16 protein-coding genes are annotated in these 15,077 nt (G+C 65.3%); 8 read left to right on the top strand and 8 right to left on the bottom strand.

The features are described 5' to 3' along the window. Positions 1–30 precede the first annotated feature (30 nt). The 5 genes from ABG80_RS17690 to ABG80_RS17670 all read right to left on the bottom strand — a co-directional run bounded on the left by ABG80_RS17690 (position 31) and on the right by ABG80_RS17670 (position 2,808). Complete coding sequence (locus ABG80_RS17690) at positions 31–564, bottom strand: F0F1 ATP synthase subunit delta (RefSeq protein ID WP_058088932.1); 534 nt, start codon at positions 562–564, stop codon at positions 31–33. 2 nt (positions 565–566) lie between these two features. Then, positions 567–1,037: a F0F1 ATP synthase subunit B gene (locus tag ABG80_RS17685; protein WP_058088931.1), complete on the bottom strand. Its 471-nt coding sequence runs from the start codon at positions 1,035–1,037 to the stop codon at positions 567–569. A gap of 49 nt (positions 1,038–1,086) precedes the next feature. Beyond that, the gene (atpE, locus tag ABG80_RS17680) at positions 1,087–1,344 is read right to left on the bottom strand and encodes a F0F1 ATP synthase subunit C (RefSeq protein ID WP_058088930.1); all 258 of its coding nucleotides are present in this window, start codon (positions 1,342–1,344) and stop codon (positions 1,087–1,089) included. Between the two features lie 72 nt (positions 1,345–1,416). Next, a complete protein-coding gene (gene atpB, locus ABG80_RS17675) occupies positions 1,417–2,301 on the bottom strand; it encodes a F0F1 ATP synthase subunit A (RefSeq protein WP_058088929.1) in 885 nt (294 codons plus the stop codon). A 12-nt stretch (positions 2,302–2,313) separates the two neighbouring features. Beyond that, positions 2,314–2,808 carry an ATP synthase subunit I gene (locus ABG80_RS17670; protein ID WP_160322590.1) on the bottom strand — a complete coding sequence of 165 codons (495 nt, stop codon included), beginning with the start codon at positions 2,806–2,808 and terminating at the stop codon, positions 2,314–2,316. A gap of 470 nt (positions 2,809–3,278) precedes the next feature. Here ABG80_RS17670 and ABG80_RS17665 point away from each other — a divergent pair, with 470 nt between their 5' ends. The 7 genes from ABG80_RS17665 to ABG80_RS17635 all read left to right on the top strand — a co-directional run bounded on the left by ABG80_RS17665 (position 3,279) and on the right by ABG80_RS17635 (position 10,725). Continuing rightward, positions 3,279–4,160 (top strand): hypothetical protein, encoded by an 882-nt coding sequence (locus tag ABG80_RS17665; protein WP_200964343.1) that lies wholly within the window; start codon positions 3,279–3,281, stop codon positions 4,158–4,160. After that, positions 4,160–5,794 (top strand): GH3 family domain-containing protein, encoded by a 1,635-nt coding sequence (locus ABG80_RS17660; RefSeq protein ID WP_058088927.1) that lies wholly within the window; start codon positions 4,160–4,162, stop codon positions 5,792–5,794. The genes ABG80_RS17665 and ABG80_RS17660 overlap by 1 nt, the downstream gene beginning before the upstream one ends. Before the next feature lie 27 nt (positions 5,795–5,821). Continuing rightward, positions 5,822–6,919 (top strand): GNAT family protein, encoded by a 1,098-nt coding sequence (locus tag ABG80_RS17655; protein WP_058088926.1) that lies wholly within the window; start codon positions 5,822–5,824, stop codon positions 6,917–6,919. A 39-nt stretch (positions 6,920–6,958) separates the two neighbouring features. Next, positions 6,959–7,981, top strand: coding sequence for an HlyD family secretion protein (locus tag ABG80_RS17650; RefSeq protein WP_058088925.1), 1,023 nt, complete (start codon positions 6,959–6,961; stop codon positions 7,979–7,981). Between the two features lie 20 nt (positions 7,982–8,001). Beyond that, a complete protein-coding gene (locus ABG80_RS17645) occupies positions 8,002–8,940 on the top strand; it encodes an ABC transporter ATP-binding protein (RefSeq protein ID WP_058088924.1) in 939 nt (312 codons plus the stop codon). 10 nt (positions 8,941–8,950) lie between these two features. Further along, positions 8,951–10,084 (top strand): ABC transporter permease, encoded by a 1,134-nt coding sequence (locus ABG80_RS17640; protein WP_058088923.1) that lies wholly within the window; start codon positions 8,951–8,953, stop codon positions 10,082–10,084. Between the two features lie 164 nt (positions 10,085–10,248). Further along, entirely contained in the window at positions 10,249–10,725 is a 477-nt protein-coding gene (locus ABG80_RS17635; protein ID WP_058088922.1) for a hypothetical protein, read from the top strand. A gap of 68 nt (positions 10,726–10,793) precedes the next feature. On the opposite strand, the gene upp is transcribed toward ABG80_RS17635, so the two are convergent. Next, complete coding sequence (gene upp / locus ABG80_RS17630) at positions 10,794–11,423, bottom strand: uracil phosphoribosyltransferase (RefSeq protein ID WP_058088921.1); 630 nt, start codon at positions 11,421–11,423, stop codon at positions 10,794–10,796. A gap of 124 nt (positions 11,424–11,547) precedes the next feature. Continuing rightward, entirely contained in the window at positions 11,548–12,921 is a 1,374-nt protein-coding gene (locus ABG80_RS17625; protein WP_152987724.1) for a hypothetical protein, read from the bottom strand. A 111-nt stretch (positions 12,922–13,032) separates the two neighbouring features. On the opposite strand from ABG80_RS17625, the gene hemE reads away from it, so the two are divergent. After that, positions 13,033–14,136, top strand: coding sequence for a uroporphyrinogen decarboxylase (hemE, locus tag ABG80_RS17620; RefSeq protein WP_058088956.1), 1,104 nt, complete (start codon positions 13,033–13,035; stop codon positions 14,134–14,136). Positions 14,137–14,145: 9 nt separating this feature from the next. Here hemE and ABG80_RS17615 read toward each other — a convergent pair whose 3' ends face one another. After that, the gene (locus tag ABG80_RS17615) at positions 14,146–14,925 is read right to left on the bottom strand and encodes a hypothetical protein (protein WP_058088919.1); all 780 of its coding nucleotides are present in this window, start codon (positions 14,923–14,925) and stop codon (positions 14,146–14,148) included. Positions 14,926–15,077 lie beyond the last annotated feature (152 nt).

The raw sequence follows: 15,077 nt of genomic DNA, 5'->3' as shown, positions 1-15,077 counted from the left end.
GACTGTTCTAGGTTGAGGCCGGGCTCCGATTCAAGCCAGGAGGGCCGACTTCATGCGTTCCAGGCGGGCCTTGACGGAGGTGTCGAGCACCTCGTCGCCGACCACCACTCGCACGCCACCGATCAGCTCAGGGTCGATGTCGACCGTGGCTGTCAGCTTGCGACCAAAGCGCTTTTCCAGCGGCACCAGGATGTCGGCGACTTGTTCGTCGGACACCGCGAAGGCGCTGGTGATGCGGGCTTCGGACACACCCTGACGGGCTTGCACGAGGGCTTGGAACTGCTCGGCCATCAGCGGCAGGGCCGCCAGACGACCGTTTTCCAGAACGGTACGCAGGAAATTGGCCACGACCGGCGCAAGCGCCACCTTGGCAGCCTCCGTGATCACGCCATAGACCTGGTCTTGCGTGGCACGGGGGTTGTCGGCAAGGCCTTGCACCTGGGCGTCGCGAGCGACTTGCCCCAGGGCAGCGACTTGCGCCACCCAGGCGGATTGCTCAGCCTGGGGAGTGGCCTTGAACAGCGCTTCGGCGTAAGGACGGGCGATGGTGACAAGCTCGGCCATGATCACAGCTCCGACTTCAGGCGGCTCAGCAGGTCGGCATGGACCTGGGCAGAGACCTCGCGGCGAAGGATCTGCTCGGCACCCTTGACGGCCAGACCGGCGACCTGCTCACGCAGGGTCTCACGGGCCTGGGTGGCCAGTTGATCTGCTTCTGCCTTGGCATCAGCAACGATCTTGGCGGCTTCGTCGGAAGCGCGCTTTTTGGCCTCCTCAACGATCACGGCAGCGCGCTTTTCAGCGTCAGCCAGTCGTTGAGCGATTTCGTCGCGGGATTGGGCGAGCTGAGCCTGGACGCTCTTGTTGGCGTTCGCCAGTTCCAGCTTGGCCTTGTCGGCGGCAGCCAGACCATCGGCGATCTTGCTTGCGCGCTCGTCGAGCGCCTTCGTGATCGGCGGCCACACGAACTTCATCGTGAACCACCAGAGGATCCCGAAGACCACGATCTGCGCGAACAGCGTTGCGTTCAGATTCACGGCTCGGACCTTTCTCGGTTAAAGGGGATGTTCAGTCGAGAAAGACCGATTACTTGGCCAGGGCGGCGATGAAGGGGTTCGCGAAGGCGAACAGCATGGCGATACCGACACCGATCAGGAAGGCGGCGTCGATCAGACCAGCCAGCAGGAACATCTTGGTTTGCAGTTCGTTCATCAGCTCGGGCTGACGAGCGGTGGCTTCGAAGTACTTGCCACCCATCAGGGCGATACCGATACAGGCACCGATGGCGCCCAGGGCGATGATCAGACCACAAGCCAGAGCGACGTTAGCCAACACCAGTTCCATGATTGCTCCTAAGAATAAAAAAGGGAGGTTGAAAAAGAAGGAAGGGGGAAAGAAACAGGGAGAGATCGAAGGTCAGTGACCTTCGTGTGCCTGACCGATGTACACCAGGGTCAGCATCATGAAGATGAAGGCCTGCAGCGCGATGATCAGGATGTGGAAGATGGCCCAGGCAGAACCGGCGAGCACGCCGAGGAACCACAGGCCAGCGCCACCAGCGGTCAGCGTCGTGCCAACGGCCGCGCCGAGCAGGGCGATCAGCATGAACACCAGCTCGCCAGCGTACATGTTGCCCCACAGCCGCATGCCGTGAGAGATCGTCTTGGCGCCGAACTCGACCAGGTTCAGGAAGAAGTTGGGGATCAGCAGCAGGATGGTGCCGACGGGACCGTGCGCATGGAAGGGGGCCGTGAAGAGCTCCTTGATCCAGCCGCCCACACCCTTGACCTTCATGTTGTAGTACAGGCAGATCAGGAGCACGCTGATCGACATGCCCAGGGTGATGGACAGGTCAGCGGTGGGCACCACGCGCATGTAGGCGTGATGGGGGTCGTGACCAGCGGCAGCGTAGACGCCTTCCCAGATGCGGGGCAGCAAGTCGACGGGCAGCAGGTCCATCGCGTTCATGAAGAAGATCCAGACGAAGACCGTCAGGGCCACAGGGGCCACGGCCTTGCGCGACTCGGCGCTGGGGATGATGCCCTTGGCCTGCGTGTCGACCAGCTCGACGAGCATTTCGACCGCCGCCTGGAAGCGACCCGGCACGCCGGAGGTGGCCTTGCGAGCGGCCTTCCACAACAGGAACACGCCCAGCAGGCCCATCACCACCGACCAGAAAACCGAGTCGATGTTGATGTAGCTCCAGTCCACGATGGCCTGGGCTTCGGTTTTGTTCTGCAGGTGACGCAGGTGGTGCCCGATGTACTCGGGCGCGGTCAGGGCATGCTGTTCAGCAGACATGGGCGACTCTCGTCAAACGTTTCTATTCCTGGTGCGACGCTGCTGGATCAACAGCGCCACGGCAATCGATTTCAGGCACAACACCATGGTGACCAGCAGCGCAGCCCAGTCGATCGGGCGCAGCACCACCGGCGCCAGGACCAGCAAGGCCCCGGACAGACACAGCTTGAGGATCTCCCACACAAGAAGACCCCCGACACTGCGCCCCGCTCGCCGACCGAAGACGCCGCGCGCCATCAGCGCATTCGGCACGACCACCACCACCGCGCCATACAAGGCGGACAGGAAAGCAGCCTGACTTGCGGCCAGCGCCCCCCAGATCAGCGCGACAAGCAGCCCCACCCCCGCTTGAGAGGCCAAGGCCTGCCAGACGGTGAAAGAGGGCTGCCGTGCGAGCAAGGCTTGCGCCTCTTCTCGCGTCAGCGGGCTGACCGGCGGCAGGGCGTCTTCGTCCAGATCACTGTCTTCAAATGGCTTCATCCGCAGCTTGGTGTGGGAACCACTCATTGACATCACCGGATTCAAACGCCACCACGGCGTCGGCAAAACCTAAAGATTATACGCAGGACTGCGAGCCAGACCAAGCCCCCCGTGTGCAGTTCGGCGCAAACGGGGGGTTCTGGCGGGCGCCGAGCCTGCTTCAAGCGGGGCAGATCGGCCGCAATTCAAACAGCCAGGGCGCATGTCGATCACATGGAAGCGCCCATGGCGCTGCGATCGCACAGCTTTTATCCCCTCCCCTCCTAAACCCTCAGGTTGCCCCCCTCCCCCTTCTTACTAATCTGCGGCATTACACACCCCTCATATAAGTGTTCACCGAGGGCAAGCCCGGTGTCCGCTCAAAAAGGGGGGGGCGCATCCTCACCTCAACGTCAACGCGTAACGAACGCGTAACAAAACGGTAGTCAACGTCGACGCCCCAGCCCACCGGCCCGGCGCTCGATCGCAGAAGCCACGCGCTTCGATGGAGCCTCAGCATGTCCACCACGGCCAGGAAAGAAAAAGTCAGCACCTTCTTTCGCCCGATCCAGGCGATCACGGTCACGCACATCAAGCAGATGTACGAGCTGTATTCGTCGTTTTACGAGAACACCTCGCTCGACATCTTCCTCAACGACCTGAGCAAGAAGTCCGGCGTGATCCTGGTCACCCGCAAGGCCGACGACAAGGTGGTGGGCTTTTCCACCCAGACCTTCTTCGATATCAAGGTCGATGGCAAGCGCCTGCGCGGCATCTTCAGCGGCGACACCATCATCGAGCCGGCCTACTGGGGCAACAACGCGCTGGCCAACACCTTCTACCGCCGCCTGATCATCGAGCGCATCAAGCGCCCCTTCGTGCCGTTCTACTGGTTCCTCATCTCCAAGGGCTACAAGACGTACCTCTTGATGACGAACAACTTCTACAACTACTACCCCAAGGTCGGCGGCAACCGCCCGGGCATGGACGATCGCTATCGCCGCATCACCGAAGCGTATTGCGACGCCCTGTTCCCCGAGGCCTTCGACCGCGAGAACATGGTGCTGGACTTCGGCAACGACTACGTGCGCCTCAAAGGCGACGTGGCCGGCATCACGCCCGAGCTCAAGGCCGCCAACAAGCACATCGCCTTTTTTGAGAAGGTCAACCCGGGCTGGCGCCAGGGCCACGAGGTGCCCTGCCTGGCCGCCTGTGATTACGAGAGCCTGTTCCGCTCCATCGTGGACGTGCCCTGGAAGTGGGTCAAGAAGCACATCCTGGGCACGCACAGCCGTCCGGGTCAGGAGTTGGACGTCAAGCCCACGACGAGCCGCCGCGAATCAGCCGCCTGGGATGACGGCAATGCCCAGGACGCTTTCGAGCGTTCCAAGGCCTCCTGATGGGGGCCGGCACCACCCTCGGACACCACCTCCTCCGCCTGCTGGTCGCCCCGGGGCGCCAGCGCTTCGAACGGCACCTCGGTGAACTGGAATCGGTCCAGCGCGCCCGGCTGAGTCGTTGGTTGTCCGCCGTGTCGCGCTCGCCCGAGGGCCAGCGCCGTGGCATCCGCGCGGACTGGTCGTGGGAGGAGTTTTCGCGCCAGTTGCCGCTGAGCACCTACCAGGATCACGCCGAAGTGATCGCGCAGCAGCGCGCGCGCAAGCAGTCGCTGCTGATCGACTCGCCGGTGATGCGCTACCAGCCGACCAGCGGCTCGACCTCGGCGGTCAAGTGGGTCCCGTACACGAAGATGTTTCTCGACGAGCTCGACCAGGTCATCACGGCCTGGGTGGGCGACCTGTACCGGCAGTTCCCCCAGCAAGGGCGCGGCACGCACTACTGGTCGCTGTCGTGGATCCCGACCGAGATGCGCAGCCAGACCGCCGGCGACATCAACGACGACATGAAGATGCTGTCGTTCGGCAAGCGCCTGCTGGCCTACCTGACGCAAGCCGCGCCGCAGGAGATCGCGCTGGCGCAGTCGTCTGACGACTCGTTGTTCGCCACCATCGCCTACCTGGCCGCCGACGACGCGCTGGGCTTCATTTCGGTGTGGAGCCCGACCTTCGGGCTGGGCTTGCTGGAGCAGATGTCGCACTGGCGCGAGGAGCTGTCGCAGGTGCTGGCGCAAGGCAACTGGGGCCGGCGCACCGCGTCGATGGCAGGCGTGCCATGCCCTCGCTCCCAGCGCGCCGCCAGCCTGCTGCGCGGCTGGGACGGTCGCATGGACCCGGCTTTCTTCAAGGCGCTGTGGCCGAGCCTGGCCGTGGTCAGCGCCTGGGACACGGCCGCTGCCACGCCCTGGGCGCGCAAGCTGCATGGCTTCCTGCCGCACGCGAACTTCCAGGGCAAGGGCCTGTGGGCCACCGAGGGCGTGGTGACCTTCCCCTTCCAGGGGCGCTACCCGCTGTCCTACCTGAGCCACTTCTACGAGTTCGTCGACGCCAACGACGGGCAGACGCTGGCCGCGTGGCAGTTGCGCGAAGGCCAGGAGGTCATCCCCGTGATGACGACGGGCAGCGGCTTCGCGCGCTACCAGATGAGCGACGTGCTGCGCGTCGAAGGCAGCCTGGGCCAGGTGCCCTGCCTGACCTTCCTGGGCCGCAACGACGGCGTCGACCTGGTTGGCGAGAAGACCAGCGCCACCACGGCGCAAGCCGTGCAGGATGGCTTGTCGCTGTCGGGGGCGCTGCCGGTGACGCTGCTGGCCCTGGACGAGGCACGCGGTCGCACACCGGGCTACGTGCTGCTGGTCGAGTGCGACGAAGGCGTGTCCAGCCAGGCTCGCCAGGCCATCCAAAGCGACCTGGCCGCGCAGGTGGAAAAAGCCCTTCAGGCCAACTTCCACTACAAGCTGGCGCGCGAGTTGGGCCAACTGCAGCACGCCGCCTGCGTGGCCCTGCCCCACATGCGCCAGATCTACATGGACCAGTGCCGCGAGCGCGGCATGATCGAAGGCAACATCAAGATCGAGCCCCTGCGCCACTGGCGTGGCTCGGTGCCCGCGATGCTGCGCGATTCGCTGGACGCCTGAAGACCTCTCAAGAAACCAAGCAGCACCATGGCCATCACCATCCGCATCGGCAGCGAAGCCGACAACCCCAAGATCCACGACCTGGTCTCCAAGATCACCATGCCCGGCCCGGCCGAGATGTGCTTTCAGCGCCTGCCGGACTTCTTCATTGGCGCGCGCGTGGTCGGCGACGAGTTCATCATGACCGTGGCCGATGACGACGAGCGCCCCGACGTGCTGGCCGGCCTGACGGTGATTTCGGGCCACGACATGTACATCAGCGGCAAGAAGCGCCGCCTGTACTACTCGGGCGACACGCGCGTGGACCCGTTCTACCGCCGTCGCGGCATTGCTTCGTCCCTGTTCGCCGAGCAGAAAAAGTTCCGCAACACCGATGACCTGATGCACGGCATCGTGATGAAGGACAACACCGCGCCGCTGGAAGCTGCGTCGCGCGTCAAGGATGACGTGCTGTTTCGCTACTGGGTCAGCCACACGATCGAGACCAGCTTCATCTTCGTGCGCAAGGTCAAGCCGCGCATCCCCGCTGGCGTGACCCTGCGCGCGGCCACCCACGCCGACCTGCCCGCCATGCAGGCCTTCTTCGATCGCGAAGCGCCGCGCCGCAACGGCTACCCGCTCTACGACTTCGAGAAGATGGCCAAGGGCGATCCGTACTACACAGGCCTGAAGGTCAGCGACTACGTGCTGGCGCTCAAGGGTGGCGAGATCATCGGCATGCTGGCCGGCTGGAACCAGAAGGCCTACAAGCAGACGCGCATCATGGGCTTCAAGCCCGCCATCCAGGTGCTGCGCCCGATCTACAACCTGTACGTGAGCCTGGCCGGTGGCTTCAAGCTGCCGCCGGTGGGCGGCGTGCTGAACTACCTGACGCTCTACAACGTGCTGATCGCTGGTGACGACAAGGCCACCTTTCAGGCCCTGATCGACTGGGTGATGGCGCACGAAGGCCAGAAGTACGACGCCCTGGCCACGGCGGTGACCCATGGCGATCCGCTGGTCGATGTGCCGCGCGGCTACAAACGCCAAAAACTCATCTCCAGCCACTTCTGGCTGAGCTATGGTGACGATCCGCGCCCCGGCATCGACAACCGTCCGTTGTATGTGGAGCTGGGGCGCCTGTGAGGCCCCAGCCGTGAACCCGAGTGACATGAAAGTTTCGACATGAAGTTGCCGTCGACCCCCACCCAACACCGCGTGCGCCCGAGCGTGCTGGCGGCCTCGCTGCTGGCCTTGCCCTTGAGCCTGGGCCTGAGCGGCTGCTTCTTCGACGGTCAGGCCGATTTGCAACTGCCCGGCTACATCGAGGCCGACACCACCTCGGTGGCCTCGCCGGTCTCGGGCACGATGGCCCAGCTCAGCGTCAAGGAAGGCCAGATCGTCAAGCCGGGCGACATGCTCTACACGCTGGAGTCGCAGCAGGAGCAGGCCCGCCTGGCCGAAGCCCAGGCCCGCAAGCAGCAGGCCGAAGCGCAGAGCAAAAACCTGAGCAAGGGCGCCCGCCAGGCCGAGCTCGAAAGCCTGCGCGCCAAGCTGCGCTACGCCCAGGCCCAGCTCTCGCAGGCCGAAAGCAACCTGAAAAAGAGCGAGTCGCTGCTCAAGAAGAACTTCGTGAGCGAAACACAGGTGGACAACGACCGCACCAACGTGCAGTTGGCCGAAGCCCAGGTCGAAGACGCCCGCGCGGCGCTGCGCGTGGCCAAGGAAGGCGCGCGCACCGACGAGCAGGCCGCAGCACAGGCCCAGACCGTGGCGGCCCAGGCCGGCGTGGCCCAGGTCGAGTGGCTGCTGCAGCAAAAGCAGGTGACGGCCCCGGTGGCTGGCGTGATCCAGGAGCTGTACGTGCGCCAGGGCGAGTTCGCCACCGCCGGCAGCACCACGATGACCATCCTGCACACCGGCTCGCTGCGCGTGCGCTTTTTCGTGCCCAATGACCTGCGCCCGAAGTTCCTGCCTGGCAACCAGGTCGCCGTCGAGATCTCGGGCTGCGACAAGCCCGCCATCGCCCGCGTCACGCGCGTGAGCGCCCGCCCCGAGTACACCCAGCCGATGATGTTCAGCCAGGAGCTGCGTGACCGCCTGAGCTTCCTGACCGAAGCGCGCCTGGAAACCCCGGCCGGCTGCACCGCGCCCCCCGGCACCCCGGTGGGCGTGAAGGTGGCCGGCGTGGCCGCGAAAGCCTCCTGAACGCAAGCGAAGGACGCGACGTGGCCCAGTCCATCATCGAGGTGCGCGACCTCACCAAGACCTTTGGTGACAAGACGGTCGTCGACCAGCTCAACATGACCATCGAGGAAGGCCAGCTCTACGGCTTCCTCGGCCCCAACGGCTCGGGCAAGACCACCGCCATCCGCATGATGTGCGGCCTGGTGCCGCTGACCTCGGGGCGCGGCACCTGCCTGGGCTTCGACATCGCCACGCAGGCACCCAAGATCAAGCCTTTGCTGGGCTACATGACCCAGCACTTCAGCCTCTACCGCGACCTGACGGTGCGCGAGAACCTGCAGTTCGTCTGCAAGCTCTACGGCATCAAGGACGTGGCCGGGCGGGTCACCGAGCTGGTCAAACAGTTCGCCTTCGACAACGAAGGCCGCGACCGCCAACGCGTGGGCACCATGTCGGGCGGCTGGAAGCAGCGCCTGGCCCTGGCCTGCGCGATGGCGCACCGCCCCCGCATCCTGCTGCTCGACGAGCCCACCGCAGGTGTCGACCCGAAGGCCCGCGAAGCCTTCTGGGACATCCTGCAGGACATCGCCTCGACCGGTGTGTCGGTGCTGGTGAGCACGCACTACATGGACGAAGCCATGCGCTCGAACCGCATCGCCTACGTGCTGTATGGCCGCCTGCTGGTCGACGACGCGCCTGAGAAGGTGCTGGCCGACGCGCCCCTGGTGGCCGCGCAGGTGCCGCTGCAGGAGGTCTTCCGTCACCCTCACCTGGCGCACGACCCGCGCATCGTGCGGCTTTCGCAGCAGGGCAACAGCATCCGCGTGGTGGCCCGCTCGCACGAGGACGTGGGTTCCTGGGTGCGTGACCTGGCCCAGCACGGCCTGCACGCCGGCACGCCCGTCGACATCGACGTGGGCCTGGAAGACGTCTTTTTCTACCTGACCTTGCAGCAGCAGGGTTCCATCACGCAGTTCTGAGGAGCCCCAGGTGTTCCAGGCTTTCAACCGCATCGCCGCCATCGCCACCAAGGAGCTGATCCACATGGTGCGCGACCGCATGACCTTCGTGTCGCTGCTGTCGGTCACCATCGGCTACGTCATCGTCTTCGGCTACGCGATCAACCCCGATCCGCGCCACATCCCGACGATCGTGGTGGACCACGACAAGAGCGAGTTCTCGCGGCTGTACAAGGCCGCGCTGCAGCAGTCGGTCTACCTGGAGATCGACCAGCGCCAGCTGACGTCCGACCAGGCCAGCGAGATGCTGCGCAAGGCGCAAACGTCCGTGGTCGTCGAGATCCCGCCCGACTTCACGCGCAACCTGCTGCGCGGCCTGCCGGCGCAGATCCTGGTCGAAGCCGACGCCACCGACCCGGTCTCGCTCAACGGCGCCATCACCTCCACGGGCGAGGTCGCGCGCCAGACGGCGGCCCACCTGTTCCGCAAGGATGGCATCGAGGCCACGTTCACCGGCGAGCCCAAGCTGGAGGTGCGCGTGCAGCGGCGCTTCAACCCGCAGGGCGAGCAGACCTTCTTCATCATCCCCGGTCTGGTGGGCATGATCCTGAACGTGTCGCTGCTGGTGATGACGGCCATGTCCATCACCAAGGAAAAAGAGCAGGGCTCGATGGAGTTCCTGCTGGTCACGCCGACCGAGCCCTGGGAGATGATCATCGGCAAGATCATCCCGACCTTCCTGGTGGGGGTGGTGCAGGTCTCGATCATCCTGGCGATCGCCTTCCTGTTGTTCAAGTTGCCGCTCACGGGCGACCCTCTGGCGCTGATCGCGTTGCTGCTGGCCTATGGCATCACGACGCTGTCGGTGGGCATCCTGATCTCGACGGCGGCCATGTCGCAGATGCAGGCCATGCAGCTGTCGTTCTTCTACTTCCTGCCGTCCATCCTGCTGTCGGGCTTCATGTTCCCCTACAGCGGCATGCCGCAATGGGCGCAGGTGATCTCGCAGGGGCTGCCGCTGACCTACTTCGTGCGCGGCTCGCGCGGCGTGTTCCTCAAGGAGTTCACGCTGATCGACATGTGGCCGCACCTGTGGCCGATCATGCTGGCCGGGCTGGTGTTCGGGCTGCTGGCGGTCAAGAGCTACCGGCGCACGCTGAACTGAGGCGCCTGACACCCCAGGCACCGCTGACGCAAAGGCTCCCCGCCCAAGCGTGAAACCCGTCACGGCAGCCCTCGCCGGCAAGGCGGGGGCGGTCAAGTCGGCGCAGCAGGCGCCGAACACCATGGCATCACCCACTGCCCCCGCGCCAACGGGGCACCGATGCCATGGCCTCGTCCGCCTCCTCTGCCGCCGCCCCCTCACCCCTCGTCCACTGGCGCGCCTTCGCGCTCGGCACGGCCTGCGGCCTGCTGATGCTCGCCGGGGGCTTTGCTTCCTGGCACGAGCAGCGCCAAGTGCGCGCCGAAGCCGAGCTGCATGGCACATGGTTGCCGCTGGTGGAGGCCGCTGGCGATCTGAAATCTGACCTGGATGCCTGGCAGGAGGAGCCCGTGCCCCTTCTGGCCGAGCGCGTGGATGCTCGCCTGGCGCAAATCCGCAAACTGGCGGACAGCTCCTCAGACCTGGGCGGCGAATCGTCTGCAGACAGCATCCTGCGCGACGTGCATGGGCGCTGGCAGGCGCTGCAGTCGGGCCGATCGTCCGACTGGAACGGCCTGCACGATCGCCTGCGTCAGCTCAGCGTGACCGGCCTGATGCAAAGCCAGAAACTGGCCGATCTGGCCGCTGGACGCGGCGCCTGAGCCGGCTGGGCGCGAACCCGCGCCGCACCGCTCTGCCTATGCCCACCAGCATGACAGGAGCGATCGCCTCACTTCGTGCCGAAGATTCGGTCGCCGGCGTCACCCAGGCCGGGCAGGATGTAGCCGTGCTCATTGAGGCAGCGGTCCACGGCAGCGGTGTAGATGTCCACGTCGGGGTGCTCGGACTGCATCGCGGCCACGCCTTCGGGCGCAGCGAGCAGGCACATGAATTTGATCGAGCGGGGCTTGAGCTGCTTGATGCGCGCAACGGCGGCGGCAGCCGAATGCCCGGTGGCCAGCATGGGGTCGACCACGATCACGTCGCGCTCGGCGACCTCTGAAGGCATCTTGAAGTAGTACTCGACCGGGCGCAGGGTGTCGGGGTCGCGGTACAGGCCGATGTGGCCCACGCGCGAGCTCGGCACCACGCGCAGCATGCCGTCGAGCAGGCCATCGCCCGCGCGCAGGATGGACACCAGCACCAGCTTCTTGCCATCGATCACGTGGCCGGTCATGGTCTCCAGCGGGGTCTCGATCTCGATGGGCTGCAGCGGCATGTCCCGCGTGACTTCGTACGCCATCAAGGTGCTCAGCTCGTCGAGCAGGCGGCGAAAGCTGTTGGTGCTCGCGTCCTTTTGCCGCATCAGCGTGAGCTTGTGCTGGACCAGGGGGTGGGAGATGAGGTGGAGCGTGCTCATGGTGACTCGTCTGGGTGGGCAACAGTTGCCACAGTGTGCCGGTGAAATGCCGGCACACGAAGCAGGACGCGTGCCCGACCCCGACCAAGGCGGCGTGTGGGGCAGCCGCCGCCCTGCAGAGCCCTCAGGCCGCCACGCCTTGCGGCATCACCTCGGCCACCATGCGCGCCAGCACCTCGTCAAAGCGCCGGTGGAAGTCATCGACGGCGGCCACCGGTGTCTCGCCCAGTTGCCAGCTGCAGGGCAGGCTCAGCCGCCCGTTCATCTCGACCAGCACAGGCAACGGGGAGATGCTGTTGACCGTGGGCACGATCTGCACCACGCGCACCGCTGCATCGGGCAGGTTGACGTGGTTGGCGTCGCCCAGGCTGGTGGCGTGGCAGCTGATCTTGGGGAACTTGCCCTGGCGCTTGAGCTGCACCCCGATGTGGCCGATCAGCGTGCGGCCCAGCCAGGGCAGGGCTTCTTCCAGCAGGTAGGTCCAGCACATCTCGCGGCGGGCGTATCGGTCCTGCCCCTCTTTGATGCTGGCGTCGATCGACTTGACGCGTTCGCGCAATGGCTTGCGCGCATCCGTCTCGATGACCAGGAAAGCACCCACGTGGTTGCCCCACAGGTGCCCGTGCCCGGCCGACTCGGGGTAGTACTTGCGCAGGTTCACCGAGATGCGGATGACGGCGGCGGCCTTCGGGTCGTTCGGCGCCTGATCGAGGAAGGTCTGCGCCAGCGCCGCGATCAGGAAAGTGTTGAGCGACACGCCCAGCTCGCGCGCGGTGCGGCGCAAATCGGCCACCGGCGTGGGCACCTCGTGGTGGCGCAGGCCCGTGGTCGAGAAATGCGTGCCCAGTTGCGTGGGCCACTGCTGGATGTTCAGGCTGGCCAGGCGCCGCGCTTCTTCAAGCTTGTGGCGACGCGAGCGCATCACCTGGCGCGGCCACTGCCGCCAGTCCAGGGGCGCGATGGAGCCGATCATCGACGGCGCCTCCAAGGCCATGGGCTCGAGCGCCTGGCCATTGAGCCCGCGCAGGATCTGCTTGACCAGCTGCAGCATGGTCATGCCGTCGCCCAGGATGTGGGGCACGCCGAAACACAGCACCGGTCGCTCGGGGTGCGGCACGAAGTGCGCACGCAGGCCCAGGCCTCGCTCCAGCGGCAGCACCTCGTGCATGCGCTCGCGGTGCCAGGCCTCCAGCGCCAGCGGGTCGTCCGGGTTCAGGTGCGCATCGACCTTGTAGGCCAGCTCAAAGAGTTGGTCGATCAGCGGCCCCTCGGGCAGGATGCGAAAGTGATAGCGGTGCAGGCCCGGCTCCAGCGCGGCGCGCAGCTTGGGGTAGGCCGTGACCAGTTCGCGCAGGGTGCGGCGCATGCGCTCTTCGGGCACCGGCTGGTTCAAGCGCAGCAGGTAGGCCTGCACCATGGTGCCGGCCAGGCCTTCGATGGCCGCATAGCCGTGCTCGGATCGGTTGAGGGGGACGATGTCGCCGGTGATGACTGCCATGCGTTGCATGCTGCCAGTTCAAGCGGAAATTCGACTCATGGCTTGTGCGGATCTCCCACCTGAATGAGCAGGCGCAAAGCCGCGTGGGGGCCGCCGCCTAAAATGCGCCCCATGAGTGCTGCTTTCACCCTGCCCCCGCTGGCCAACGACCGCTTCCTGCGCGCCTGCCTGCGCCTGTCCACCGACGCCACGCCCGTGTGGCTGATGCGCCAGGCCGGCCGCTACCTGCCCGAGTACCGCGCCACGCGCGACGTGGCCGGCAGCTTCATGGGCCTGGCCACCAACCCGGAGCTGGCCTGCGAGGTGACGATGCAGCCGCTGCGCCGCTACGACCTGGACGCAGCCATCCTCTTCAGCGACATCCTCACCGTGCCCGACGCCATGGGCCTGGGCCTGAGCTTTGCCGCCGGTGAAGGCCCGAAGTTCGCCAAGGTCGTGCGCGACGAGGCCGCCGTGGCCGAGCTCGCCGTGCCCGACATGGACAAGCTGCGCTACGTGTTCGACGCCGTGCGCACCATCCGCGGTGAACTGGCCGACGCCAACGGCGTGGGCAAGGTGCCGCTCATCGGTTTTTCGGGCAGCCCCTGGACGCTGGCTTGCTACATGGTCGAAGGCGGTGGCTCGGACGACTACCGCCTGGTCAAAACGCTGATGTACCAGCGCCCCGACCTGATGCACCGCATCCTCGAGGTCAACGCCGACGCCGTGGCGCTCTACCTCAACACCCAGATCGAAGCTGGCGCGCAAGCGGCCATGATCTTCGACTCGTGGGGGGGCGTGCTGGCCGACGGAGCCTTCCAGCAGTTCAGCCTGGCCTACACGAAGCGTGTGCTCTCGCAGCTCAAGAAGGAGCACGACGGCTTCCGCATCCCGCACATCGTCTTCACCAAGGGCGGTGGCATCTGGCTGGACGAGATCGCGGGCAGCGGCTGCGACGTGGTCGGCCTGGACTGGACGATGAACCTGGGCAAGGCCCGCCAGGTCACCGGCGACCGCGTGGCCCTGCAAGGCAACCTCGACCCCAACGTGCTGTTCGCTTCACCTGAGCAGGTGCGCGAAGAAGCCATCAAGGTGCTCGACAGCTTCGGCCAGCCCACCGCCGGCAGCGGCCACATCTTCAACCTGGGCCACGGCATCAGCCAGTTCACCCCGCCGGACAACGTCAAGGTGCTGGTGGACACGGTGCACGAGCACAGCCGCAAGCTGCGCGGCTGAGGATCATCGTCAGCACCAGTTCGCAGCAAGAACTGGGGTTAAGCCCGTGTGCCGGACCGTGGTCATGATGCCCGCATCCAGTACAGGCGGCGCCATTGATGCCATGGCCTGAACCAGGCTGGCCACCTGCGCATCGGCCGCGTTGACATCAGCTAACAAGCGAGCTTTGCCCGGGCCATTCAAGCTGAACTCCAAGCCCCCCCAATCGCCCAGATCAATGCCCAATGGGGCGGCGTGAGCGCCGTCAAGCTGAGCGCTGGCTCCTGACAGGTTCGGCAGGAGCGGGCCACTTTGAGCTTGATGATCGTCCTGCTCCAAACGGAAATAGACATCGGCCATCTCAACTTCACGTCCATCCCGGAGGGCAAACGAGGACTCGCCAATGAAATTTTCGTTCTGCCAGTTGTCCACGTTCGCGTACCGCAACGACAGCAATGAAACGCCTGCTTCAGAGAGTGTTCTCAACTCTCCTTGGTCAGTGATGCCATCGACATTCAAGTCCTGCCACACCAAAAGAGAAGTGAAGTCGGCGTCCGCCATGGAAATCACGCCATCCCGGTTGCCATCGAGCTCAGCCAACTCGCCATAGCCTTCACCCCGGTGCATTCCCCCAAACATTTCCTGCACGCCGTCAATGGCGCCATTGCCGTTGAGGTCGCGCACGATGAATCCGTCCGAGCCATCCAACCAGCCGACGCGGTCCTTTACCCCATCGCCGGTCAGATCAAAGCGAACGTGGACATCAGATGGCGACAATGTGCTGATGCCATCACCCTGCAAGTCAATCACGATCGGTGATCCATTTGGGCACTTCTAGAAACCTCTCTCATCCGGAAGGCGCCTGAGACGGCATGATGGAGCGCATGATCACCCCACGCATCAAGCCCTCGGCCTTCTGGCGTCGCCAGCCCGGTGGCGACCTGTTTGTGCAGGACCAGCGC

Origin of the sequence: Aquabacterium parvum, from assembly GCF_001447195.1 — a bacterium.
Classification (GTDB): Bacteria; Pseudomonadota; Gammaproteobacteria; order Burkholderiales; family Burkholderiaceae_C; genus Aquabacterium; species Aquabacterium parvum.
Note: the sequence above shows the minus strand (reverse complement) of the source record. Positions and strands in the feature narration are given on the sequence as shown.